This is a genomic window from Paenibacillus tritici, from assembly GCF_018207515.1.
Lineage (GTDB): Bacteria > Bacillota > Bacilli > Paenibacillales > Paenibacillaceae > Paenibacillus_AQ > Paenibacillus_AQ tritici.
Window position 1 is genome coordinate 6,300,686 of sequence record NZ_CP073365.1, and the last position, 22,337, is coordinate 6,323,022.

General features: G+C 54.2%; 21 protein-coding genes. 3 read left to right on the forward strand and 18 right to left on the reverse strand.

Translation table 11 applies throughout. The annotated features are described in order from the left end of the window. Positions 1-101: 101 nt before the first annotated feature. The 7 genes from KDC22_RS26960 to KDC22_RS26990 all read right to left on the reverse strand — a co-directional run bounded on the left by KDC22_RS26960 (position 102) and on the right by KDC22_RS26990 (position 7,654). Positions 102-560, reverse strand: coding sequence for a cupin domain-containing protein (locus KDC22_RS26960; protein ID WP_173132061.1), 459 nt, complete (start codon positions 558-560; stop codon positions 102-104). Positions 561-579: 19 nt separating this feature from the next. Continuing rightward, positions 580-1,515: an SPFH domain-containing protein gene (locus tag KDC22_RS26965; protein ID WP_211720970.1), complete on the reverse strand. Its 936-nt coding sequence runs from the start codon at positions 1,513-1,515 to the stop codon at positions 580-582. Beyond that, positions 1,515-1,895 (reverse strand): NfeD family protein, encoded by a 381-nt coding sequence (locus KDC22_RS26970; RefSeq protein WP_246553025.1) that lies wholly within the window; start codon positions 1,893-1,895, stop codon positions 1,515-1,517. Before KDC22_RS26970 ends, KDC22_RS26965 begins: the two co-directional genes overlap by 1 nt. A 607-nt stretch (positions 1,896-2,502) precedes the next feature. Further along, complete coding sequence (locus tag KDC22_RS33835) at positions 2,503-4,446, reverse strand: glycosyl hydrolase family 18 protein (RefSeq protein ID WP_211720971.1); 1,944 nt, start codon at positions 4,444-4,446, stop codon at positions 2,503-2,505. 477 nt (positions 4,447-4,923) lie between these two features. Continuing rightward, complete coding sequence (locus tag KDC22_RS26980; protein ID WP_211720972.1) at positions 4,924-5,565, reverse strand: XTP/dITP diphosphatase; 642 nt, start codon at positions 5,563-5,565, stop codon at positions 4,924-4,926. A 1-nt stretch (position 5,566) separates the two neighbouring features. Next, complete coding sequence (gene rph, locus KDC22_RS26985) at positions 5,567-6,325, reverse strand: ribonuclease PH (RefSeq protein ID WP_173132049.1); 759 nt, start codon at positions 6,323-6,325, stop codon at positions 5,567-5,569. A gap of 204 nt (positions 6,326-6,529) precedes the next feature. After that, complete coding sequence (locus KDC22_RS26990; RefSeq protein ID WP_211720973.1) at positions 6,530-7,654, reverse strand: GerMN domain-containing protein; 1,125 nt, start codon at positions 7,652-7,654, stop codon at positions 6,530-6,532. Positions 7,655-7,917: 263 nt separating this feature from the next. Here KDC22_RS26990 and KDC22_RS26995 point away from each other — a divergent pair, with 263 nt between their 5' ends. Further along, positions 7,918-8,517: a phosphatidylglycerophosphatase A family protein gene (locus KDC22_RS26995; RefSeq protein WP_211720974.1), complete on the forward strand. Its 600-nt coding sequence runs from the start codon at positions 7,918-7,920 to the stop codon at positions 8,515-8,517. 43 nt (positions 8,518-8,560) lie between these two features. Continuing rightward, positions 8,561-9,355, forward strand: a complete 795-nt coding sequence (locus KDC22_RS27000; protein WP_211720975.1) for a hypothetical protein — start codon at positions 8,561-8,563, stop codon at positions 9,353-9,355. Positions 9,356-9,436: 81 nt separating this feature from the next. Here KDC22_RS27000 and KDC22_RS27005 read toward each other — a convergent pair whose 3' ends face one another. The 7 genes from KDC22_RS27005 to KDC22_RS27035 all read right to left on the reverse strand — a co-directional run bounded on the left by KDC22_RS27005 (position 9,437) and on the right by KDC22_RS27035 (position 17,766). Then, positions 9,437-10,009: a TetR/AcrR family transcriptional regulator gene (locus KDC22_RS27005; protein WP_173132039.1), complete on the reverse strand. Its 573-nt coding sequence runs from the start codon at positions 10,007-10,009 to the stop codon at positions 9,437-9,439. Between the two features lie 42 nt (positions 10,010-10,051). Further along, on the reverse strand, positions 10,052-10,573 hold the full coding sequence (locus KDC22_RS27010) for a hypothetical protein (RefSeq protein ID WP_211720976.1): 522 nt from the start codon (positions 10,571-10,573) through the stop codon (positions 10,052-10,054). A gap of 591 nt (positions 10,574-11,164) precedes the next feature. Then, entirely contained in the window at positions 11,165-12,151 is a 987-nt protein-coding gene (locus tag KDC22_RS27015) for an MBL fold metallo-hydrolase (RefSeq protein ID WP_211720977.1), read from the reverse strand. A 44-nt stretch (positions 12,152-12,195) separates the two neighbouring features. Then, positions 12,196-12,933 carry a class I SAM-dependent methyltransferase gene (locus KDC22_RS27020; protein ID WP_211720978.1) on the reverse strand — a complete coding sequence of 246 codons (738 nt, stop codon included), beginning with the start codon at positions 12,931-12,933 and terminating at the stop codon, positions 12,196-12,198. A 211-nt stretch (positions 12,934-13,144) separates the two neighbouring features. After that, a complete protein-coding gene (locus KDC22_RS27025; RefSeq protein ID WP_281425134.1) occupies positions 13,145-14,884 on the reverse strand; it encodes a glycoside hydrolase family 13 protein in 1,740 nt (579 codons plus the stop codon). 173 nt (positions 14,885-15,057) lie between these two features. Next, positions 15,058-16,293, reverse strand: a complete 1,236-nt coding sequence (locus KDC22_RS27030) for a BclA C-terminal domain-containing protein (protein WP_211720980.1) — start codon at positions 16,291-16,293, stop codon at positions 15,058-15,060. A gap of 330 nt (positions 16,294-16,623) precedes the next feature. Then, positions 16,624-17,766: a homocitrate synthase/isopropylmalate synthase family protein gene (locus KDC22_RS27035; protein ID WP_211720981.1), complete on the reverse strand. Its 1,143-nt coding sequence runs from the start codon at positions 17,764-17,766 to the stop codon at positions 16,624-16,626. Between the two features lie 617 nt (positions 17,767-18,383). Here KDC22_RS27035 and KDC22_RS27040 point away from each other — a divergent pair. Then, positions 18,384-19,211, forward strand: a complete 828-nt coding sequence (locus KDC22_RS27040) for a TerC family protein (RefSeq protein ID WP_173131993.1) — start codon at positions 18,384-18,386, stop codon at positions 19,209-19,211. Here KDC22_RS27040 and KDC22_RS27045 read toward each other — a convergent pair. Genes KDC22_RS27045 through KDC22_RS27060 form a run of 4 tightly spaced genes read right to left on the reverse strand, consistent with a single transcriptional unit; the run spans position 19,180 to position 22,026 of the window. After that, the gene (locus KDC22_RS27045) at positions 19,180-19,497 is read right to left on the reverse strand and encodes a hypothetical protein (protein ID WP_211720982.1); all 318 of its coding nucleotides are present in this window, start codon (positions 19,495-19,497) and stop codon (positions 19,180-19,182) included. The two genes, KDC22_RS27040 and KDC22_RS27045, sit on opposite strands and share 32 nt — an antisense overlap. A gap of 24 nt (positions 19,498-19,521) precedes the next feature. Beyond that, a complete protein-coding gene (locus tag KDC22_RS27050) occupies positions 19,522-20,274 on the reverse strand; it encodes an ABC transporter permease (RefSeq protein WP_211720983.1) in 753 nt (250 codons plus the stop codon). After that, the gene (locus KDC22_RS27055) at positions 20,268-21,050 is read right to left on the reverse strand and encodes an ABC transporter ATP-binding protein (RefSeq protein WP_211720984.1); all 783 of its coding nucleotides are present in this window, start codon (positions 21,048-21,050) and stop codon (positions 20,268-20,270) included. Before KDC22_RS27055 ends, KDC22_RS27050 begins: the two co-directional genes overlap by 7 nt. Next, on the reverse strand, positions 21,031-22,026 hold the full coding sequence (locus KDC22_RS27060) for an ABC transporter substrate-binding protein (protein WP_211720985.1): 996 nt from the start codon (positions 22,024-22,026) through the stop codon (positions 21,031-21,033). The genes KDC22_RS27055 and KDC22_RS27060 overlap by 20 nt, the downstream gene beginning before the upstream one ends. Positions 22,027-22,337 lie beyond the last annotated feature (311 nt).

The window sequence follows — 22,337 nt, forward strand, 5'->3', positions numbered from 1 at the left end:
TACCCTTATCTACAACAGACGGATATTATAATTCCCTCTACAATTACAATAAAAAATAGAGCACAGCCAATTTACCGGCTGTACTCTATTCTCATACTCCGTTATTTCTTGTCGATCAGCTTGAAATCATCGAAATGGAATTCCGGAGACACGATGCAGGAGACCAGCGCCGGCTCTTCACCGAGCGGACGGGCTGCCTGCCACACTCCAGCAGGAATAACTACCTGCGGCTGCTGGCCTGCGGCAATGTCCAGACCCAGAATCACTTCCGTCACGTTCTCCGGCTGTTCACCGCTGCCGCCCAGACTAAGCACAATCGGGCTGCCCGAATGATACAGCCAGATCTCGGAGGACAGCACGGTGTGCCAATCCGAGGTCTCGCCTTCATGAAGCAGGAAATAAATCGAGGAAGCTGAAGCACGCGGCCCCGAATAACTTCCGCCCAGCGTCTCCTGGGGAATCTCGAAGGATGAATTCCAAAGTCTCTTGTACCATCCGCCTTCAACGTGAGGCTGCAGCCCCAGCGCTTCTACGAGCGGGGAAATCTTTTTTTGCGTCACAATATCTTCTCCTTACAGTTTATTTACCTTCTTTGCTCGCCTTGAACACTTCGGCAATCGCACCCAGACTGCCAAGCGTTTCAACCGCACTGGTTGGCAGGAATACTTTGTTTGCCGGTCCTTTGGAGATTTCAGTCAATGCTTCAAAGGACTGATAAGCCAGCACTCTTTCATCCAAACCTGCACTGGCGATCAGGGCAATCCGCATCTTCTCGGCTTGAGCGACCGCTTCGATCGCCTTCGCCTGGCCGAGGGCTTCCAACTCCTGCGCCTGACCGAGACCTTCCGCCTGACGGATACGCGCTTCCTTATCCCCTTCGGCCTTCAGGATCTTACTCTGCTTATCCCCTTCAGCCCGGAGAATCATATCCTGCTTGGCTGCTTCCGCCTCCAAGACAATCGCGCGCTTGCTGCGTTCTGCCTTCATCTGTTTGTCCATGGCTTCCTGAATATCAAGCGGCGGCTTGATGTCGATAACTTCGACACGCTCGATCCTCACGCCCCACTTCTCTGTTGCCTCATCCAAGGCAAGACGGATGTCGGAGGAGATTTTTTCACGGCCGGACAAGGTTTCATCCAGCTCCAGCTTACCGATAATCTGCCGCATGGTGGCTGTGGAGATATTTCGCACACCATAGACATAATCGGAAATTCCGTATGTTGCTTCTTCAGGTCCAACTACCTGGTAGAAAATAATCGTGTCGATCTGTACCTGTACGTTATCCTTCGTGATCACTGTCTGCGGCGGTACATTCGCCTGTTGAATCCGCAGGTCATGGTAGACCCGCACCTGATCAATAACCGGAATCAGAATATTCAGACCCGGCGTCAGCAGGCGGTTGAATTTACCGAGACGCTCCACAACTCCGACTCTTTGCTGCGGGACAATTTTGATAGTCAGTGCGATAAATACTACAACAACAACAATAATAATCCCGATAATAGCCATTTCCATCAGTACATATCCCCCCATCGTTCTACTTCAATAATTGTGGTGCCTCTTCTTACGACTATAACCTGTTGCCCCTTGCCCAGCGCCATCGTTGACGTTGCACTCCAAGTATCGCCGCCTACCTTGACCTGCCCGTAACGGCCCGGCTCAATCGGTTCAACGACCAGCCCCTGCCTGCCGACAATATCGGTACCGGTATCCTTGAAGCCCCGGGAGTTGCGCAATCTCTTCGCCAGGGGTTTGGTGAAAACCGTCAGGATCAAAGCTAACAATGAACCGGCCACCACTTGCAGCAGCAATGCATCCGGGAGCAGCAACGCGACCAGACCGGCAGCCAAAGCCCCAAGACTAAGCCATAATAAATAGAATGTAAACGTAAACATCTCTACAACAAATAAGGCACCAGCGGCAATCAACCAAAATACCCAAACAACCATCGGTGAACCCACCACCTTCCGCTATATACTACTATAACGAAATAAACGGCATCACGTTTCACAAATTTTTGAATCCGGGACAGCCGCAAGTCTCTTCATTATATTTCAGCCTGTGGAAGCTTATGTACACCCCCACAAAGAGAATGAAGACAGCCAACTTGTATTAAACATAAATATGTCCAAACGAAGCACAAAAAACTCATAATGGCGCGAAGCTCCACACAAACGGGTGAATGAAGCATGAAAATGTACAGCCCATGCAACTTGTAAGGCAGCCTCAGCATTCTCCATTCACCTACTTTTGGCGGCATGCGGAATAATGAGGTGCACTTATGCTCCTTATTGGCTCAGTTGACCCGCGTCCGGTGAATTCAGGTGCACTTATGCTCCTCATTGGTTCATTTATCCAAGGACGGCATCAGTTTCAGTGAGAAAGCTAAGGAAGGTTTATTACACGAAGCATATAAATTCTTATCTTTCCAAAAAAAACGGTACCAGCTACAAGCTGGCACCGTCTCTTCTAATTATAGTCAGGCTGCTGCCCCTTTCGCCCTCAGTTCAGCTTCCAGAGCGCAGGAGTGACAGCAGGCTCCCAACCGGCCAGCGAGGTATGCGCCTGGAGGCAGGTGTACGATTGCCCGCTGTAAGTTACGTTGTTGCCAGCACTATAAGCGGTTCCCGCTGCCCAGGCTGCGGCGCCCGGGGTAGCCGAAGGCGTTGTCGTCGCTACAGGCGTGGACGTTGGCACCAGGGTCGGCGTAGCAGACGGGCTAACTGTCGGGGATGGCGTTGCAGAAGGCTGCGGCGTAGCGTTACCGCAGGTGCCTATCACTCTCCACACCCCGAAGGCACCGCTGAGATCCGGCCGATCCCCTTGCGTCCACCACTGGGCTTGATAGATCAGTCCGCCGTAAGATACCTGCTGGCCCTGCGTGTAGACGGCAGCCGAACTCCATGCAGCCGCCGTGCATTGACCCGGAGTAGCTGTTGGCGATGGCGTTACAGTCGGCGTAGCCGATGGCTTGACGGTCGCGGTCGGCACAGGCGTTGCTGTTGGCGTAGCCGACGGCTTAACCGTTGGCGATGGCGTCGCGGTTGGCTTGACCGTTGCGGTCGGCACCGGTGTTGCTGTTGGGGTCACTACTCCGCCGCCCAGCTCTGCACTGAGCTTGGTCTGCAACGTTTTGTTGCGGTCCCCGCTGGTCTCCCAGAACATCGCCCCGGCCAGACCTTTGGATTTCAAATAAGAGGCTTTGTAACCGATGGATTCGGCATCATCATAGCTGATGAACGTCTGGTTTGAAGAGTTATAGAGATACGGAACTTTGGAGGTATTGTTCCAGTAGCGGGTATAGCCGTTTTTATTGATGTAATTGGCTTCCAGATCACTAAAATCGTAGTTCCCCTTCTCCCACGTTCCTGTTGAGGAGATCCCGGCGGACACCTGATATTGGCCGTTGCCTGCACCCGGGGCACCGCCCCAGCCCCGTCCGTAGAACGGCATGCCGAGCACCAGCTTGTTAGCCGGTACGCCTGCACTCAAATAGCTGGTAACCGCCTTGTCGATATTGTAATTCGCCGGCTCGGTCAGTCCCGAGGAAGCGGCTGCCGGGTCATAATACAGCGGCGCATTATGGCCCGTTGTGGGGTTCCAGCTGCCGTTGAAGTCATAGGTCATAATGTTGATCCAGTCCACCACAGCAGCGATTCCGCTGAGATTATTGTTCTGGATGTATGTGGGTCCTGCACCGGAAGCGATGGTCAGGAGATAGGTTTTGCCGTCAGCAGCCCCGGCCGCATTCAGCTTTTCCCGGATCTTCTGGAGCAGCAGGATATAATTCTGCTTATCCTCTGCACGGTAGCTGTTGCCCGCGAGTCCCCCGCTGACCGGATATTCCCAGTCCAGATCGACACCGTCCATCTTGTATTTGCGGATGAAATCAACGGAGGAATTAGCGAACACCTCGCGGGTTGCCGCAGTAGCGGCCACATCCGAGAAGCGGTTCGACCATGTCCAGCCCCCGACGGAGATCATCGTTTTGAGGTTAGGATTCTTCTCCTTCAGCTTCCAGAGCTGCTTCAGATTCCCCTTGATCGGGTCATCCCATTTGTCATCGCCGAAGCTTTTCTGGGCATCGATCCAAGGATCGCCCAGCACAACCGTACCGTTCGGAACGCTGATCGTCTGTCCCTGCTCATTCTGGCATGACCACGTAACCGGATTCGGCCCGGTGGGGTCAGGGTTACCATGAATCCCATTCCAGCAAATGTCGGCAAAGGCGTAGTTGATGACATTCATTTTGGCAGGATCAATATCCGTTACATTATACGCCCGCCCATAAGCGGCCCATGAAGCATAATAGCCGACAATCTTGTAGTCTGCGGCGGCATTAGCGGTTCTGCTGTTGGCACCAAGAGCCGAAAAAAGGGTAAGAATAAGGACTGCCGCCAAACCAAGCACAAAGGGTTTGCGGATCTTTTTTTTGATAAAGGCCATTTCGTGATTACCTCCCCGGTTCTATGCGTAACCTGTAAGCCTGCTTCATAGACATACTTGCGTTCTGTCATCCAAGGACATCAAGTGACCGTTCTTCCCTAGCCGCGAATGCGAAAGCTCCAGTGCTCACCTCCCGGACCTCACTTAAACTTCACCCGGCGAAACTATTAAATTCCTGTCAGTCTGACTGATAGAGTAGAGTAACACAGCTCAAAAAGGCGCAGTTCAGCCGCATACGGAGCGCTCGCTCCGCTGCAATCGTCTGTATTTCTTCCAGGGTAAGTTACTTGCGGCTGTAGTTGTTAGTGGGAGGATGCAGGATATGCGAAGGGGTGAAGTCAACCTTATTGTCATACAAAGTCTGCGGATATGCTAGGGATAAATTTCCATAATTAGGGGGGATTATTATCTAAAAAAATAGAAGCAACCCCAAAGCATACGCTGCTTAAGGGTTACTTCTATATGGGATTACATCTTCTATTGACCGCCGTTCTGCGCAGCGGCAAGCTTCTCTGTCAGCAGGCGCAGCGCCATGCCCCGGTGGCTGATGGCCTGCTTCTCTTCCAGCGTCAGCTCAGCCATCGTCTTCTCATTCTGCGGGAGATAGAACAGCGGGTCATAACCGAAACCGCCGCCGCCCGCAGGCTCCGAGGTAATCCAGCCTTCAACCGTGCCTTCAGCCGTCCACTCCCGGCCATCGGCCGGATCGTACAGGGACAGGGCACAGACGAACCGGGCGGGGCTAAGCAGCGGCTGACCGGTGTCCTCCCCCTGCTTCAGCCGCTCCAGCTCGCTCATCAGCTTCAGATTATTCGCCTCATCATCCGCATCCTCGCCGGCGTAACGGGCCGAATACACTCCCGGACTTCCGTCCAGCGCCTCTACACACAGACCGGAATCGTCTGCAAGCACTGGCAGTCCAAGTGCGTCCCCTACGGCGCGGGATTTCTTGAAGGCATTCTCGGCAAAAGTTGCCCCGTCCTCTACTACATCCGGCAGAGCCGGGTAATCGTACATGCTTTTGACGGTGAGTCCCAGAGGGGCAAAGGCATGCTGGAACTCCCGCACCTTGCCTTTGTTCTTCGTCGCGACAATCAGAATTCCGCTGCCGGACTTCATCTTACACCTCTTGGCCGGTCTGGCCGGAAGGGATTTTGAGCGCGATGGCGCCAAGGACTTCTTTTTGCACAGCGATCAGCTCATAGATCCCCTTCTCGCCAAGGCCCAGCAGCTGGTCCAGCTCCTGGCGGGTAAACGGCCGGTCTTCGCCCGTGCCCTGGACTTCGACAAAGGCGCCGCCGCCCGTCATGACCACGTTCATATCCACCTTCGCCTTGGAGTCCTCTTCATAGTTCAGATCGAGCAGCGTTTTGTCGCCGACCACACCCACGCTGATCGCAGCCAGGTAGTCCGTAATCGGGAAGACGGTCACCTTATTCTGGAGGGCAAGCTTATTCATCGCAAAAGCCATAGCTACAAAAGCACCTGTGATCGAAGCCGTCCGCGTTCCCCCGTCAGCCTGAATGACATCGCAGTCCAGCGTGATACTGCGTTCGCCGAGCGCCTGCAGGTTCACTACCGAACGCAGAGCCCGTCCGATCAGACGCTGAATCTCCATGGTCCGTCCGGTCAGCTTGCCGCGTGCCGCTTCACGCTGGTTACGGGTCTGGGTCGCCCGGGGAAGCATCGAATATTCGGCGGTCACCCAGCCCTTGCCCTGTCCCTTCAGAAACGGAGGAACCTTCTCTTCTACGGTTGCCGTACAGATGACTTTGGTATCTCCCATCTCAATAATGACGGAGCCTTCTGCATATTTGTTGGTTTGGGTCGTTATTGTCAATGGCCGGAGCTGGTCTTCGTTGCGTCCGTTTGATCTCATCTTTTCTGCCTCCTACATCGTATAGCGCGAAGTTGTGTGCGTGTATCCATCCTCATCTTATACGCAGATTATACGCAGAAACGGGTGCCGTCCTCTATGGAAGAGAACGGCACCGCTGCTTCTGCCCCGTTATGCGGATGAATAATAGTTTATTCTATCAAAGAGTAGGCACAAAAGCATCTTTTTAAAAAGCTACGGAATGATTTACAACGGCAGCTCGTTTACATATTCCGGTGCGGAAACCGGCTGGCCGTAGTCAATGTTGTTCGTTCCCGTAACGTTGTCTTTGCCGTTCAGGCGGATCTGTACCAGTGAATCATCTGTATTCTGGGCAACCGTCAGCACAACCGACTCCAGCATTTCCTCCGGGATGCTTGTGCTGCCGTCGAACATATCATCGGTCAGCGATACGGTAACTACCCCGTTCTGTCCTGCCTCGACGGAATCGACCACCGTTCCCTCTGTCATCACCATCTCCAGGCCGTTCTCGGCCTGCGGTCCGGCGATCAGCTCACTCAGCGCAGCCTTCACCGTATCCCCGCCTGCGGGTACAAAGCGGGTAACCGGAACATAATACTGGTGACCGCCATCCGGTGAAGCTGCGGCGAAATAGACCGTCACTGCGCTGGAATTCATCATCAGTGCATTATGCTTCGGCAGGTTAATGCCCATTGTACGGGTCAGCGGCCGGTCTAGCGGTGTACCCTGCAGCGGCATTTCGGTAAGCTTTTTGCCATCGACCCAGAGCTGTACCCCTTTGATATCCTCCTGCCCGGTCAGTGTCCAGGTAAGCGCCTCAAGGATTTTGCGTTCATCGGAAGGATTGTAGTCATTAAATGCGGAGTTGAATTCAACAATGGCTACATTGTCCTGGCCGATAGACACACTGTTCACCTTCGTCCCTGCCGGCAGTATACCCTGGAAGCCTTCAGGCAATGCAGCGGCGTAGGCGCCCTTGCTCACCAGCGCAGTAAGCGAATCCTTCAGCATGGCCGTATCTTTACCTTTGGGAAAAGACAGGGACACCGGGGCCAGCAGGCCGTTCTGATCTTCCAGATATACAGTGGTCCGCTCTCCTGCCGCAGCGGAACCTCCTGGTTCCTTAACTTCGGCTGCCGAGAGATTGCCCTCTTCCGAGAAGACAGGAGCGAATACCCCGGTATCCAGAGTGTCTTCGCCGCTTACTTGCAGCATTTGTGCTTCCACGGCGGCCGGAGGCGGGTCTACAGCAGCCGATTCCGAACCGAACAGACTGCAGCCGGAGAGCATGAGCGGAACGGCCAGCAGGCAAGCCGCGGAAGCCCCGCGGATGTGTTTCACAGGTTTCATCAATCTTCATTACCCCTTTCAACGCTAAGATCAGTTTGTACTGCTATGTATACGAGCCCTGTGTCCAAAAAATAACAACAGCTTATCCTAAATTACAGAAGTTCTGCCGGAACCCCCGCTTGGGGGCGGACACTGCCGGATTCATACAGGTTCGGCCTGCTTGCGGGATACAATACCGGACGTTTCTGGACATCGGTCTGCTGCTTGCGTACAATTTAGTACATACCTACTAATACAACCCACTCACGAATGGAGGACTTCTCATGACTGATGCCAAAATTCCTTACAGCCTCAACAGCAAGGCCGTTGCCGAAGCCACCCGGTTCTGGCTGCAGAAGCGCGGGGTCACCCTGCAGGAGATTGCCGAGCTTGTCATGCTGCTGCAGAAGAAATACTATCCGAACCTGACCATGGAAGAATGTATTCATAACGTGGAGATGGTACTCAGCAAGCGTGAAGTGCAGAATGCGGTACTGACCGGCATCCAGCTGGATGTGCTCGCCGAAGAAGGCAAGCTGTTTGCGCCGTTGCAGGATATGATTGAGAATGATGAAGGGTTATACGGGGTGGATGAGATTCTCGCCTTCTCCATCGTGAATGTATATGGCAGCATCGGCTTCACCAACTACGGTTATGTGGACAAGCTGAAGCCGGGCGTGCTGGAACGGCTGAATGACAAAACCACCGGCCAGATCCACACTTATCTGGATGATATCGTCGGTGCAGTGGCTGCAGCAGCCAGCAGCCGTATTGCCCACCGCAAGCAGGCGGAACGCGAGCAGGAGCTGGGCCTGCCGCATGCGCCGGAGGATGCCGAAGAGGCCGCGCGGCGCAGTTCTTTGGAGAACACCGAGCCGGAGTAAGAGGAGAGTTAGACTATCTAATTTTGGAAAGGTGCGAGTATGCATGACTTATTCGTTCGTAGTAGAGCCTGTGGCCGTCCAGGAATTCGAGAGTGAGGATGAGCGGATTGAGCGGTGTAAGGAATGGAATCTGTTGTCTGGAACCGCCACGCGGGTCAAAACCTATATGTACAAGCGTCAGGCCCTGACGCTGCCTTGTGAAATTGTGGGGTTTGTGGATAATCAGACCGTTGTGATCCAGTTCGAGAATAAACAGCAGCACTGTATCCACCCTGCTTACCTCAAAGAAATGCAGACAGCAGGCTTCGGACAACGGTCTGCGGCAGCGGATGCAAGAGCCGAGGATCTATCCGAAGAGGTTTCAGTAGCAGATACGATGGAGGATCAGGTTATTGAAGCCGCTGGCGGGGAGGCTCCGTCTTTTGCCGAAAGTGCGGAGGGCGAGGGCTCATCTGAGAGCGTGACTTCTAACGAGAAACCGGCTCCTAAGCCTAAGCAGCCCAAGCCAGCCACCTCCAAAAAGAAGGCTGCGCTGCAGCTGCCTGAAGACAAGCTCAAGGTTACAGCGGTGGTAAAAGAGTTCACAACCGTCCCCAACCACTTCTCGGATAATGATGATGAAGTTATCATCTATGAAGGAGTAACCGTAGAAGGACATGATCTCGCCATTGAAGAGGTCTGGTCAAGCCATAGCGCTACGCTGAAGAAGCTGGAGCTTAAGGAGGGCGACACCGTCTCTTTTGAAGCAAAGATTGTCGCCAAGAAGCTCACCCAGCATCCGGTCAAATACAAAATCAACAATCCGTCCAAAATGAAGGTCATCCAGCCGGATTCGTAGAGAATCCCCGGAACACATGGATGGAGCCCCTGCCCCGGTAGGGCAGCAGGCTGCTGGACAATCCTTAGCGCGATAATCTGTCTATTGTGCACTGTCCAGCTGCCGGGGCGCCATCTGGTTGCGTTCCATCAGGACAAGGATGTCTTCGATCAGCTCCTTGGCAGGATAAGGCATCGAATGTGTGATCCACCACTCCATGACTCCAACAACGGCCGATGCCAGAAATTGCTGCAGCATCTCCTTGTTCATCCCCCGGTTCAGGCCGGTCATATCAATTTGCTCACTCAGACCCTGCAGCAGAATTGTATGCAGACGGGTTCTGAAGGCAGAAATACCATTGTTGTTAAGCAGTGTGGTGAAGACAAAGGCATGCCGCTCCAGATATTCAGCCGTCCGCAGCAGCGGACCGGAGGAGACCAGATGAGTGTTCCCCCCAATGTTCATGCAGCTATTACACAGCTCCGTCATCTCCTGTTCAATACACTGATTCAGCAGATCATATTTGTCCACAAAATGCAGATAAATCGTTCCCCGGCTGACATTAGCCCGCTCCGCAATTTCATTAACCGTAATCTGTTCAAAATTCTTCTCCGCCATCAGACTGATAAATGCCTTGAATATAGCATCCCGCGTCTTCCCGATTCGTCTGTCCATACGTATCTCCTTCCTCTTCCTCTTCTTTTCTATGACTTGGGTCTATTGCAATGTCAAACCATTATATTTAACAGTTGTACATAAATCAACAGATGTTCTGTTTATTAGCCCCCTTTGCCCGCTTTTGGCAGATTCAGAGGGATTTATACCTTTGGTTTCCTTATGTTGCCCGCTTCCGGCTGAATCAGAGGGATTTATACCTTTGGTTTCCTCATGCCGCCTGCTTCCGGCGGATTCAGAGGGATTTATACCTTTGGTTTCCTCATGTCGCCTGCTTTCGGCGGAATCAGTGGGATTTATACCTCTGGTTTCCTCATGTCGCCCGCTTTCGGCGGATTCAGAGGGATTTATACCTTTGGTTTCCTCATGTCGCCTGCTTTCTGCCGAGTCAGAGGGATTTATACCTTTGGTTTCCTCATGTCGCCCGCTTTCGGCGGATTCAGAGGGATTTATACCTTTGGTTTCCTCATGCCGCCTGCTTCTGGCAGAGTGGGGTGCACTTTTGCTCTTTATTCCCGCCTGACGCCCGCTTTCGGCGGATTCAGGTGCATTAGTGCTCTTCATTGACGCCCGACACCCGCTTGCGGCGGATTCAGGTGCATTAATGCTCTTCGTTGACGCCTGACGCCCGCTTGCGGCGGATTCAGGTGCATTAATGCTCTTCGTTGACGCCTGACGCCCGCTTGCGGGGGATTCAGGTGCACTAATGCTCTCCATTAACGTCTGCCACGCGCTAGCAGCGGATTTAGGTGCACTAATGCTCTTCGTTGACGCCTGACGCCCGCTTGCGGGGGATTCAGGTGCACTAATACTCTTCGTTGACGCCCGACGCCCGCTTTCGGCAATTCAGGTGCATTAATGCTCTTCGTTGACGCCTGACGCCCGCTTTCGGCGGATTCAGGTGCATTAATGCTCTCCATTGACGTCTGCCACGCGCTTGCGGCTGATTCATGTGCATTAATGCTTCTAGTCCTGCTTGGCGGTCACCTTTAAAATGTTCAGCATAAAAAAGCGATGATACCGACAACTGGAACTCCAGTATATCAGTACCATCGCTTCATCTGCCCGAAACTCTGCCTGATGGTCTTCCCCAGTTAAGGGTTACATGCTGCACCTAACCGGTAGCGGTTAGCTGGCACTCCTCACTAACTCGGCTTATTCCAATACAGCCGAGAACAACAGTCCGGAGCCCGCCTCCGTCTCGGCCGCCCGCCCCCGGCGCACCAGCTCGGCCAGATGGGCCAGCGCCTCGCTCATGGCGAACCGCATCTGATGCGCGGTCGCGATCCGGCTGCGGAACAGCCCCTCACAGACGGCGAACCCGCTCAGCGGTCCGCCTGCAAGCAGCGCGGCTGTGGCATCCAGCCGCTCCTCATGATGCCGGAGCAGGCTGTCCGCCCGCGCCGTGAACCCCGGGAACGGTTCCCGGTGGCCCGGGAACGCCAGCTCCACCCGCAGGCTGCGCAACTCCTGCAGCCCTTGCAGGAACGTTAGCAGCGGCTGCGGATCGCTGCCCGGCTGCAGGCCGACATTGGGCGATATCTGCGGCAGCACCGCATCGCCGCAGAGAATCTGCCCGCTGCCGCCATGGTAGAACGACACATGCCCCGGCGCATGCCCGCCGGTGATGATGGGCTGCCATTTACGGCTGCCCATCACAAACGGCTCCGCGGCATTGATGTAGGTGACCTCCGGCTGCGGGGTCACCTCAGGCAGGAAGCCCTCCAGATGCTCGCGGATGCCTGTGATCCACTCCTCCGGCATGCCATGCCGCCGGAAAAAGACCGGCAGCGCCTCATTCAGAATCGCTTCATCGCCCCAGGCGAGACCGGCTTCGGCATGAGCCCGCTCGGTCATCCATACCCGCGCTCCGCTGCGGGACTGCATCCAGCCCGCAAGGCCATAATGGTCGGGATGATGATGGGTAACCACGATATCCCGCACCTGTGTCCATGTAATATTCATGGCCTCCAGCACCCCCTGCCAGGCAAGCTCAGCAGCCAGTGTATGAGGACCGGGATCAATGACCGTTACCCTGCCGTCCTGGTCCGGCAGAAGGTAACTGTTGACCTGGCGCAACGGCAGCCCCATCGGTACGGATACCCGGAGAACTCCACCCTCCCAGGATTGAATATTCTCCATGTTCAAGCTTCCTTCCTCTCCTCTAAGCCTTCTCTCCCGCGCCATTAGGGTCTCACTCCCGTGAAGATCATCCGGGACGAGGATTCTGCGTCATAATCCCCTTCGTCATAGCTGCCATGGACAGTCTCCAGCTGCAGTCCGGCAGCGGCAATCATGCTGCGGAAATCCTCCAGCGTATAGAGCTTCACCCGTTCCCGGCACCTCCGGGAAGGGCCGCCTCCGTTCTTCGGGGTCAGCTGGATATCCTTCTTCACATACCCTTCCTCGATCCGGCGGGATTCGTCGATCAGAGTATCCCCGTCCTCACGGACAGAATGGGGAACAAGATGGCGGATAACATAGGCCGGATTCAGAAAATCAATAATAAACCGGCCCCCCGGCTTCAGCATCCGGAAGATCTCCTTCAGCACCCTGATCTGTTCCTCATCCTCTTCAAAATACCCGAAGGAAGTAAACAGATTAACCACAGCGTCGAATCCGCCTGCAAGCGGAAGACAGCGCATATCGGAGCGCAGCCAGGTTACCTTCTCCGCACCATCCTGCGAACGCGCCTCACGCAGCAGCACCTCCGACAGGTCAACACCGGTTACCTCATACCCCGCCTGGGATAGAGCCAGCGAATGGCGGCCCATGCCGCAGCAGAGATCCAGCACCTTGGCCCCCCGGGGCAGGCGAAGCCACTGAATCATACTCTCCACCTCATGGCGCGCACCGCTGAAGTCCCTGTGTCTGTATACGATCAGATAGTCCTCGCCAAAACATGTTTCATACCACTCACTCATCTCTCTATAACTCCCTCCACAGCTTATTTCACAGTACGGTCCTCGTGTCTTTCTGGTTCTAATAACGCTTATTGTACCGTCTTTCCCTATAGAAACATAGCCGAGTCACAGACATGCAACATTTTAGCTAACACAAACAGCAGTCCCGGGAGACTACACCGGGACTGCTGGACTGCTCATCGTAATAGGGCCGGGGGCCACATTCCCCCCCTTATGAACTAGTGCTTATGTGCTGGAGGTAGACGCGCGCTTCATAAGGACGAAGCTTCAGCTGGCGCAGATCCTCCTCTTTGACGGGCGGATAATTAGAGATCAGCAGCTCCATCTTCCCGGCGGGCTGGAATTCCTCCGGCAGCTCAAATACAGGCTCTTGCTCGTAGAAATTGAGGATCACCAGCAGCCGCTGATCCTCCAGCGTCCGGGTGTAGGCATAAATCTCGGGATGCTCCTCCAGCAGCAATCCGTATTCACCGTAGACGATGACCTGATGTTTTTTACGCAGCTGGATCAGTTTCTTATAATAATGGAAGATGGAGTCAGGGTCCTTAACACTGCTCGCCGCATTGATCTCCCGGGAATTCGAGTTCACTCTGATCCAAGGGACCCCTGTCGTGAATCCGGCCTCATCACTGTCATCCCATTGCATAGGCGTACGTGCGTTGTCGCGGCTTTTGATGTGGATTGCAGCCATGATGTCGGCTTCCGGAATGCCGTTCTTTCGCTTTTCCTCATAATAATTCAGTGTCTCCACATCCCGGTAATCATCAATCGACTCGAAGGCTACATTGGTCATTCCCAGCTCCTCACCCTGATAAATATAAGGCGTGCCTTCGAGCATGTGAATGAAGGTGGCGAGCATTTTGGCCGACGGAATGCGGTAGAACAGGTCATTGCCGAACCGCGACACCGAGCGCGGCTGGTCATGGTTGCACAGATAGTTGGCGTTCCAGCCCCGGTTATGCAGCACGGTCTGCCAATCGCTGATGATCCTCTTGAGATCCGTCAGCTTCCAGGGCACCACATCCCATTTCCCGCTGCCCGGCGAGGCGGCATCCAGATTCATATGCTCGAACTGAAAGGTCATATTGAGCTCGCGGCGTCCGTCACCGACATAATCCAGCGCCTGTTCCGGCCCGAGCCCCGAGGTCTCCCCCACCGTCATAATATCGTAGTAATAGAGCACCTTATCATGCAGGTTCTGCAGCAGGGTATGCACATGCTCCAGGTTCGAGAACATGTCATAGGCGCGGACGGTTGGCGTTCCGCCGGGGTTCAGCGCATCCGGGTAACCCTCCGCCTTCACAATATGGGCAATCGCATCAAAACGGAAGCCGTCCACTCCCTTCTTCAGCCACCACTCCACCATCTCATGCAGCTTGTCGATGACTGCAGGATTCTCCCAGTTAAGATCCGGCTGGAACCGGGAATACAAATGCAGGTAATATTCATCCGTACGGGGATCAAGCTCCCAGACCGAGCCGCTGAAGTAGGATTCCCAGTTGTTCGGCGGACCGCCGTTTTTACCTTGTCGCCATATATAATAGTCACGCTTGGGATTGTCCTTCGAGCTTCTGGATTCCACGAACCACGGATGCTCATGCGAGGTATGATTCAGCACCAGGTCCATCATCAGCTTCATCCCGCGGGAATGCATCTCGCGCAGCAGCAGGTCGAAATCATCCATCGTGCCGAATTCCTTCATAATGTCGCAATAATCGCTGATATCATAGCCATTGTCATGGTTCGGGGATTTATAAATCGGGCAGACCCATATCACATCTACCCCGAGGTCCTGCAAGTAATCAAGCTTCGATAATATTCCGCGCAAATCTCCAATTCCGTCACCGTTAGCGTCCATGAAGCTGATCGGATAGATCTGGTAGACAACACTCTCTTTCCACCATTTAGGGTTCACTTCAGATACCTCCGCTTCTCTCGATTCCTGTTGCATAAGACACATTAATATATTTTAACCAGAACCACCGCCTTCAACCAACCTGCGTATTCACAAGCCTGACCGAACTTTGCCGCACAAAACAAAAGACGGACACCCTGATCGGGTACCCGTCTTCTGCCGGGACGTATCCGGCCCAATCAGTGGAATTATTCTGGTCAAAAGAGTCACTAAGCCAGCTGCTTAATGACAATCGAAGCATTGACATTGGCTTGTGTTCCTCCAGCCAGCGTCTGCAGGGTGACTGCAGCAGCCGAGCTGTGATTCCGAAGCGTCAGCACATCGCCTGACGATAATGCGATGATCGCCTGGCCGGTATTCTGCTGGGTGCCTGCACCCGACCCATAGACCGTTCCCGGAACCTGTGCCCCGTTCACGAATAAGGCAAACTGGTTGGGCTCCACACCCGAGACCGAGAAATTAACCTCATAGATCCCGGCATTGGTCACCGAAATTGTAGTTGTACCAGGGGCATGTGTAATTCCGGGAGTAAGCAGCCCATTTGTATCAAAAGACACATCTGCCTCAATCGGCACTACCTGCGCACCGAGGTTATATACATAACCGAACTGGGCGATTCCGCCAGCCGCCCCTGTGGCACCCGTCGCTCCCGTTGCCCCGGCTGGACCGGCAACCCCTGTTGCACCCGTTGCTCCCGCCGGGCCGATGGCTCCCGCCGCTCCCGCTGGCCCCGCCGGGCCAATGGCTCCTGCCGCTCCCGCTGGCCCCGCCGGGCCAATGGCTCCTGCCGCTCCCGCTGGGCCTGCCGGGCCTGCCGGGCCGATCCCGCCCAGCGCTCCGGCCGCGCCTAATGCTCCCGCCGCTCCCGCTGGCCCCGCCGGGCCGATGGCTCCTGCCGCTCCCGCTGGGCCTGCCGGGCCCGCCGGACCGATCCCGCCGAGCGCTCCCGCCGCGCCTAATGCTCCCGCGGCGCCCGCAGCTCCGAGCGCACCTTGGGTACCGGCGGCGCCCAGCCCCCCGACGGCTCCGGCCGCGCCGAGCAGCCCGGCTGCTCCCGCTGCTCCACGGGCACCTGCTGCACCTGCGGCACCTGCGGCGCCAAGTGCGCCGGCCGCGCCGATGGCCCCCAGTGCCCCTGCGGTTCCCTGTTCGCCCAGAGCTCCGGCTGCTCCCGCAGCTCCGAGCGCACCTGCTGCACCTGCGGCTCCCGCCGCTCCCAGTGCTTCAACAGCGCCTGCCGCGCTTAAGGCTCCGGCCGCGCCCGCTGCCCCCAGCGCACCTAATGGAATATTGACGCGGACAATTTGCTGCTTGACGATAATTTTCTTGCAGCCGCATTGGTTGTCCTTCCGTTTTCTCACAGGACGCTTCGCTTTTGGCAGCGGGCATTCTGCGATCTCATCTTTACAGATCCGCTTCTTTCTCTTATGTTTGGTAAGACCCATGCTCAACACCTCCTACAGACTTTATGTATCCTACTCCGTTAACCCATAAAGGGCATGGACATTCACCCTGTAGGCAGGAATTTATTTTTATTAAAAGCGGGTATTTGTGCAGGAGGGACAAGCTGAATTCACCCTGAGCGCCCCAAAGTCAAACTTTTGCCCTCTCACCCCCCGTCCACATAAAACATATACTATTGCCGGACAATCCAGTATCGCTCCAAAAAAGCCGCGCCAGTACTCCACATGGAGAACCGCCGCAGCTTAAAGATCAGCCTATAAAATTACCGTTCAGCCTACAACAGGCTAACTGCCCAAGCGGAATCCATCCTTCTATACCGCATTCTGTGCGCGCTGCTGCTCTTCCATCAGCCATTGCACCAGCATATATTCCGGTACCGTGCCTTTGCGGGCATCCGCGTAATCGCGGACCTTCTCCAGCAGGCGGCCAGCCGTCTCGGCATCAACCTCAAGTCCCTGCCGCTCCAGCACATGCGTCACACCGCCGCTGCCGGAATGCTTGCCGAGCACGAAGCGGTGCGCCCGGCCCACCTCCGCCGGATCGAAGGACTGGTATGTGGACTTCTCCTTCATCAGCCCGTCCACATGAATCCCGGATTCGTGGGTGAAGGCAAGCTCCCCCACAATCGGCTTCGCATCGCCGACATGGCGGCCGGAGGCAGCGATCACCTTGTCGGCCAAGCCTTGGAACAGGTCCAGCCGGACCGCACATTCCCCTCCGTACAAATAACGCCAGGCCATGGCTACTTCCTCCATGGCCGCATTGCCGGTCCGTTCGCCGATTCCGGCCACTGTCGTGCTGGCCCACACCGCTCCGGCAGCGATGCCGCTGAGCGTGTTGGCACAGGCCAGCCCAAAATCATTGTGGCAGTGCACCTCCAGCTCCACATCACCAGGCACTGCACCCAGCAGCAGGTGTACCCTGTCTGCGATCTGCCCCGGATGATGGGCCGAGACGGTATCGGCATAACGGAACCTGCGGATACCTTCCTTATACAACGTATTGACCAGTTCAATGAGGAAATCCATCTCTGCCCTGGAGGAATCCTCCAGGCCTACCGACACTGTCAGGTCTTGCTTCAGCCCGTATTCTACAGTACGCAGGAGCTTGTTCAGACCTTCCCGGGGTGTGAGCCCCAGCTTCCCCTGCAATTGAATCTCCGATACCGGAATGGAGATATGACTCCAGTTCACTCCGGTAGCCTTTGCCTTGTCAATATCCCCCGGGACCGAGCGGTTCCAGGTCATCAGCTTCATGGGTAATCCCAGTTCAGCGACAGCGGCAATATCCTCCTGCTCCCGCTTGCCCATGGCAGGGATTCCTACCTCCGCCTGCTCAACTCCGCACTCCGACAGCAACTTTGCGATTTCCAGCTTTTCCGCCCTCGTGAATGAAACTCCAGCCGCCTGTTCACCATCCCTCAGTGTCGTGTCACATAGCTTGAGACTTTTCACGGTTTACCTCCTTCTCCGCAGCAAGCGCAATTCGGATTACGGGTAATATGGACGCTGTTACAGGCGAAGTCGAGTGAGCTGAAGCGATGCATTACGCCCGCATAAGTTGTCCCTACCCCTGTAATCCATTTTACGGCCTCCAGCGCTGCCAGACAACCTGCAATCCGGGAAGCAGCACCCAGAACAGGCAATCCGAACGGCTCACTTCTTTGAAACTACTTCGCAGGATAACTCGCTTAGGAAGCATTCGTGTTAGATTATCATCTTTCCTTTTACAGGCCAGTCATTTCTATTGATATTTCTTCTCACAAAAACATTGACAATGTCTCTTAACTCGGATATGATACTTTTAGCCAGAAGCGAAATACCTTATAATTTCATATAATCCCGTAAAGGGGAGTAGCTGTTAGATAAAATCGTCAATACGAGAATGTGAGGATGTTCTCCGGTTTTATCGGCAATAAATTATTGTTAGCGAGACCTTTACCAATCAGGTTACCTTTATTCCAAAGGCTAATCTGTTTGGTAAAGGTCTTTTTTATATAATTTTGGTTACAATATGGGTATCATGGGTATTTTTCAACAAAGCAGCTAAACCATTTGAGGAGGAAACAGCAATGGATTGGGGATTATTATTAGAATACGGATGGGTATTGCTCGTTCTCGTAGCACTGGAAGGGCTGCTTGCCGCAGATAACGCACTTGTACTGGCAATCATGGTCAAACATCTTCCTGATGAGGAACGTAAGAAGGCGCTGTTCTACGGATTGGCCGGGGCCTTTGTGTTCCGGTTCGGATCGCTGTTCGTCATCTCCTATCTGGTGGATATCTGGCAGGTACAAGCCATCGGTGCGCTTTATCTATTATTTATCGCGGGGAATCATATCTTCCGAAAAGTGTTATTCGCTAAGCCGGTCACGGAAGAAGCCGCTGAAAGCGGAAGCCCCGGAGCTGTTAATAAGAAGAAAGCCAGCTTCTGGTTCACTGTATTTAAGGTGGAAGTTGCCGATATCGCCTTTGCGGTAGACTCCATCCTCGCAGCCGTAGCCCTTGCCGTTGCCCTTCCGCCAAGCGGAATCGGCCACATCGGCGGCCTCGACGGCGGACAGTTCCTCGTGATCTTTGCGGGCGGATTCATCGGACTGGTCATTATGCGGTTCGCTGCTTCCTTCTTCGTTAAGCTGCTTCATACCCGTCCGGGCCTTGAGGTTGCCGCATTCTTCATCGTTGGCTGGGTAGGCGTTAAGCTTGCCGTCATTACTCTGGCCCACCCTTCCCTGGGAGTATTGTCCGAAGACTTCGCGCACAGCACCTGGTGGAAATTAACCTTCTATGTGGTTCTGATTATTATTGCTGCTACAGGCTGGTTCCTGAGCAGTGTCAAGACTGAAGAGAATGTCGGCGAGAACCCTGTCAAGGAAGTCGATAAGCAGCTCGGTAAATAATCTCAATTAGAAAGAAAAGCTGGTCCATAAAATAAAAAGAAATCGCCCCCTTGAGATGGATGATGAATTTTCCATCTTTCCAAAAGGGCGATTTCTTTTTTGAGTTTTTGGAACTTAAGTTTATCGCATCCAGCTTAAACAGCGGAGAGAACGGAACGACCCGCGGAGAAGCGATAGCGGTCGCCTTGGTCTCCGGATTTTTACCGATTAGGGAAATAAATAAAATCTGGAAACCACAGCGATTGTAACAATGTTCCGATCGCAGAGCGTCCACCCAAGTGCTCAAGTTGATCCTGCTTAATATGTATAGCTATCTCCGCCACTTCATAAATCTGTAATCCAGCACATCCACCAGCAGGAACAGCACAAACCCCACCAGACTGAACAGCATAATTCCGGCATACATCTCCGGGTAATCCAGCCGCAGCCAGGCATCCATGATGAAGAAGCCCATGCCGTGCTCCGTACCGTAGATCTCGGTGAAGAAGAGAACTGAAATGGCTGTACCCAGCGAAATGCGAATTGTACTGAGGATCACCGACAAAGCGCCGGGAAGCGTCACATTCCAGAATTTCTGCATCGTGCTGGCACCGATACTTGTCAGGACATCATAGGTACTCTCAGGGATGGCCTTCACGCCATCACGCACTGAGATAATGACCTGGAACAGCAGAATCAGCATAATCATCAGCACCTTGGAGGTCTCCCCCAGTCCGAAGAAGAGCATAACCACCGGCAGCAGTGCGATCTTGGGAATCGGATAAGTCAGATAGACGACCGGGTCCAGCAGCCTGTTCCAGAATGGAGAGCGGCCCATCAGCAGACCGGCAAGCAGACCAAGCAGCAGAGCCAGCAGCACCCCTTCAGTGATCCGCATCAGACTGTAGCCGACATTCAGAGCCACCTCACGGGCCCCCAGCTCAAACATCGCCTTATAGACCGCGCCGGGACTCGGCAGAATGGAATGATTCATCAGCAGGTAAGCAACATACCAGATGACATTCATCCCGGCAAAAACGAACAGCAGGCGCAGCAGGTGAAGCATATGCCGTTGTTTCACCATTTCTCCATCATTACCTTTCGGATTCTCTTGCTCTGCTCGAAGTACTCGTTGCTCTCCCGTTTATCCGTATGCTTCATTGCGAATATAGCAGAGTTGTCAAGAATCTCCGGCGGCTCCTGTTGCCCGGGCAGCATGATGATAATCTTCTGTCCCAGGAGAATGGCCTCTTCCACATCATGGGTGACGAACAGCGTGGTTGCCGGATGGGCCTGCCAATTGTCGATAAAAATCTGCTGGAGCCCTTCCCGCGTAATCGCATCAAGCGCCGAGAACGGCTCATCAAGCAGCAGGATGGTCGGCAGAATGGCGAAGGCACGGGCAATGGCTACACGCTGCTGCTGTCCTCCGCTCAGCGAGAGCGGAAACCGGCCGGCCAGTCCGGCTATCCCCATAGACTCAAGCCAATGCAAGATTTGCCCGTCCTGCTCCCGCTTATTGGGGCTCAAGCCGCCAGGACGGGCGATTCGCATCGCAATCCGGATGTTGTCACGGACCGTCTTCCAGGGCAGCAGACCGTAATTCTGCGGCACCAGTCCAATCAGCGTCTCCTTGTCATGGACAGAGCTGCCGTTGAAAAGAAGCTCCCCCTCATAACCCGGCAGCAATCCGGCAATCGCCCGCAGCAGTGTGGATTTGCCGCTGCCCGAAGGGCCAATTACCGTATAAATCCCGTGCTCCGGCAGGGTCAGGTTCATTCTCCCCAGCGCCAGCTGCCCGTTCCGGTAGGCAACATGCAGGTTCTGAATGCGGAGTCCGCTATTTTTTGAACTGGACATCGGAGATCACTTCTTCAGCCGATAGCTCTTTGGTCAGCAGACCCTTTTCACGGGCCCAGACAAATGCAGCCTCCACTTCCTTCACATCCACCTGGTTCGCAGGCAGATACTCCGGCACCTTAATCTCATTCTTCAGCGTGTCAGGATAACCTACTTCCTTAATAATCAGGTCGATATATTCGGACTGGTCATGCGTTTTCATATAATTCACAGCTTCATCGTAAGCGGCGTACATATCGCGGATACCTTGTCCCTTGGCCTCAATCGCACTCTGCGGAAAAGCCAGCACAAACGGATTGATTCCGGCACTATGGGTAGAGCTGAGGACGCGCAGACCGGCAGAGCTACCCATGGTTACAAAAGGCTCCGGCAAAACAGCCGCATCGGCCTTATTATTCTTCAGCAGCTCCAGCCGGGTCGGAATCTGCGGCACTTCAGTTACGGTAATATCGTCTTCCGTCAGACCTGCCTGCTTCAGCATCATCGCCACGGTATACTGGGTCGAGGTATTCTTGGACAGAATCACGGTCTTCCCCTTCAGATCCTTGACCTCTTTCACTTCGTCGTTTCCGGTCAGCAGATCAAATTCGCCTGTGGTGGTGCTGGTGATTTTGACATCGAGTCCCGCTTCATTATAGATCGAGATAGCTACCAGATCCGCACTGAGGCCATCCACTTTACCGGCTTGAAAAGCTACATCACGGTCCTTGGCACTCTTGAAGGTCTGGATATCCAGATTCACATGATGCTGTTTATCGAAGCCTTGCTCATGGGCAATAATAAAAGGTATGGCATCAATGGAAGGCAGCAGCCCAAGCGATATTGTAACGGCCTCAGCAGGTGCTGCAGCATTTCCGGAATTTGCTTGTTTGGCATTGCCTGCATTATTCGGGCTGCCGCAGCCGGCAGCGACCACACTGACAGCAGCAGTCAGCACGAACAGCTTCATAAGGTGTTTCCAGTTTTTAGTCTTCATGAATCTTGATTCCCCCATCTCTTATCGGTTACGCTTCTTGGTGTCGCTTCACTTGCACTTCCAGGAACAGGATCAGAAGAACCATGCGCATTTATTCACATGCAGGCATAGAAGTAGAAACGTCGAAGCCGCCCTTTCGGGATGGCGCCCGTTCTCTGCACACCTATTCAACTCATACGCTCCGGGAAGTCTAAGTAATGCCATATTACACCCATTGTCCTATTTTGTATATTTATAAATTGAAATATCAGTGCCGGATAGTGTAGAACCCCGTATGATTTTGTCCCCTTATGTCCAATATTTTCTTGGAA

Bases quoted from the DNA above. Each gene is read 5' to 3' on its own strand.
- KDC22_RS26965 (WP_211720970.1), bottom strand. From the start codon at position 1,515: ATGGAAATGGCTATTATCGGGATTATTATTGTTGTTGTTGTAGTATTT.
- KDC22_RS26970 (WP_246553025.1), bottom strand. From the start codon at position 1,895: ATGTTTACGTTTACATTCTATTTATTATGGCTTAGTCTTGGGGCTTTG.
- KDC22_RS33835 (WP_211720971.1), bottom strand. From the start codon at position 4,446: ATGGCCTTTATCAAAAAAAAGATCCGCAAACCCTTTGTGCTTGGTTTG.
- KDC22_RS26980 (WP_211720972.1), bottom strand. From the start codon at position 5,565: ATGAAGTCCGGCAGCGGAATTCTGATTGTCGCGACGAAGAACAAAGGC.
- rph (WP_173132049.1), bottom strand. From the start codon at position 6,325: ATGAGATCAAACGGACGCAACGAAGACCAGCTCCGGCCATTGACAATA.
- KDC22_RS26990 (WP_211720973.1), bottom strand. From the start codon at position 7,654: ATGAAACCTGTGAAACACATCCGCGGGGCTTCCGCGGCTTGCCTGCTG.
- KDC22_RS26995 (WP_211720974.1), top strand. From the start codon at position 7,918: ATGACTGATGCCAAAATTCCTTACAGCCTCAACAGCAAGGCCGTTGCC.
- KDC22_RS27000 (WP_211720975.1), top strand. From the start codon at position 8,561: ATGACTTATTCGTTCGTAGTAGAGCCTGTGGCCGTCCAGGAATTCGAG.
- KDC22_RS27005 (WP_173132039.1), bottom strand. From the start codon at position 10,009: ATGGACAGACGAATCGGGAAGACGCGGGATGCTATATTCAAGGCATTT.
- KDC22_RS27010 (WP_211720976.1), bottom strand. From the start codon at position 10,573: ATGAAGAGCACTAATGCACCTGAATCCGCCGAAAGCGGGCGTCAGGCG.
- KDC22_RS27015 (WP_211720977.1), bottom strand. From the start codon at position 12,151: ATGGAGAATATTCAATCCTGGGAGGGTGGAGTTCTCCGGGTATCCGTA.
- KDC22_RS27020 (WP_211720978.1), bottom strand. From the start codon at position 12,933: ATGAGTGAGTGGTATGAAACATGTTTTGGCGAGGACTATCTGATCGTA.
- KDC22_RS27025 (WP_281425134.1), bottom strand. From the start codon at position 14,884: ATGCAACAGGAATCGAGAGAAGCGGAGGTATCTGAAGTGAACCCTAAA.
- KDC22_RS27030 (WP_211720980.1), bottom strand. From the start codon at position 16,293: ATGGGTCTTACCAAACATAAGAGAAAGAAGCGGATCTGTAAAGATGAG.
- KDC22_RS27040 (WP_173131993.1), top strand. From the start codon at position 18,384: ATGGATTGGGGATTATTATTAGAATACGGATGGGTATTGCTCGTTCTC.
- KDC22_RS27050 (WP_211720983.1), bottom strand. From the start codon at position 20,274: ATGGTGAAACAACGGCATATGCTTCACCTGCTGCGCCTGCTGTTCGTT.
- KDC22_RS27055 (WP_211720984.1), bottom strand. From the start codon at position 21,050: ATGTCCAGTTCAAAAAATAGCGGACTCCGCATTCAGAACCTGCATGTT.
- KDC22_RS27060 (WP_211720985.1), bottom strand. From the start codon at position 22,026: ATGAAGACTAAAAACTGGAAACACCTTATGAAGCTGTTCGTGCTGACT.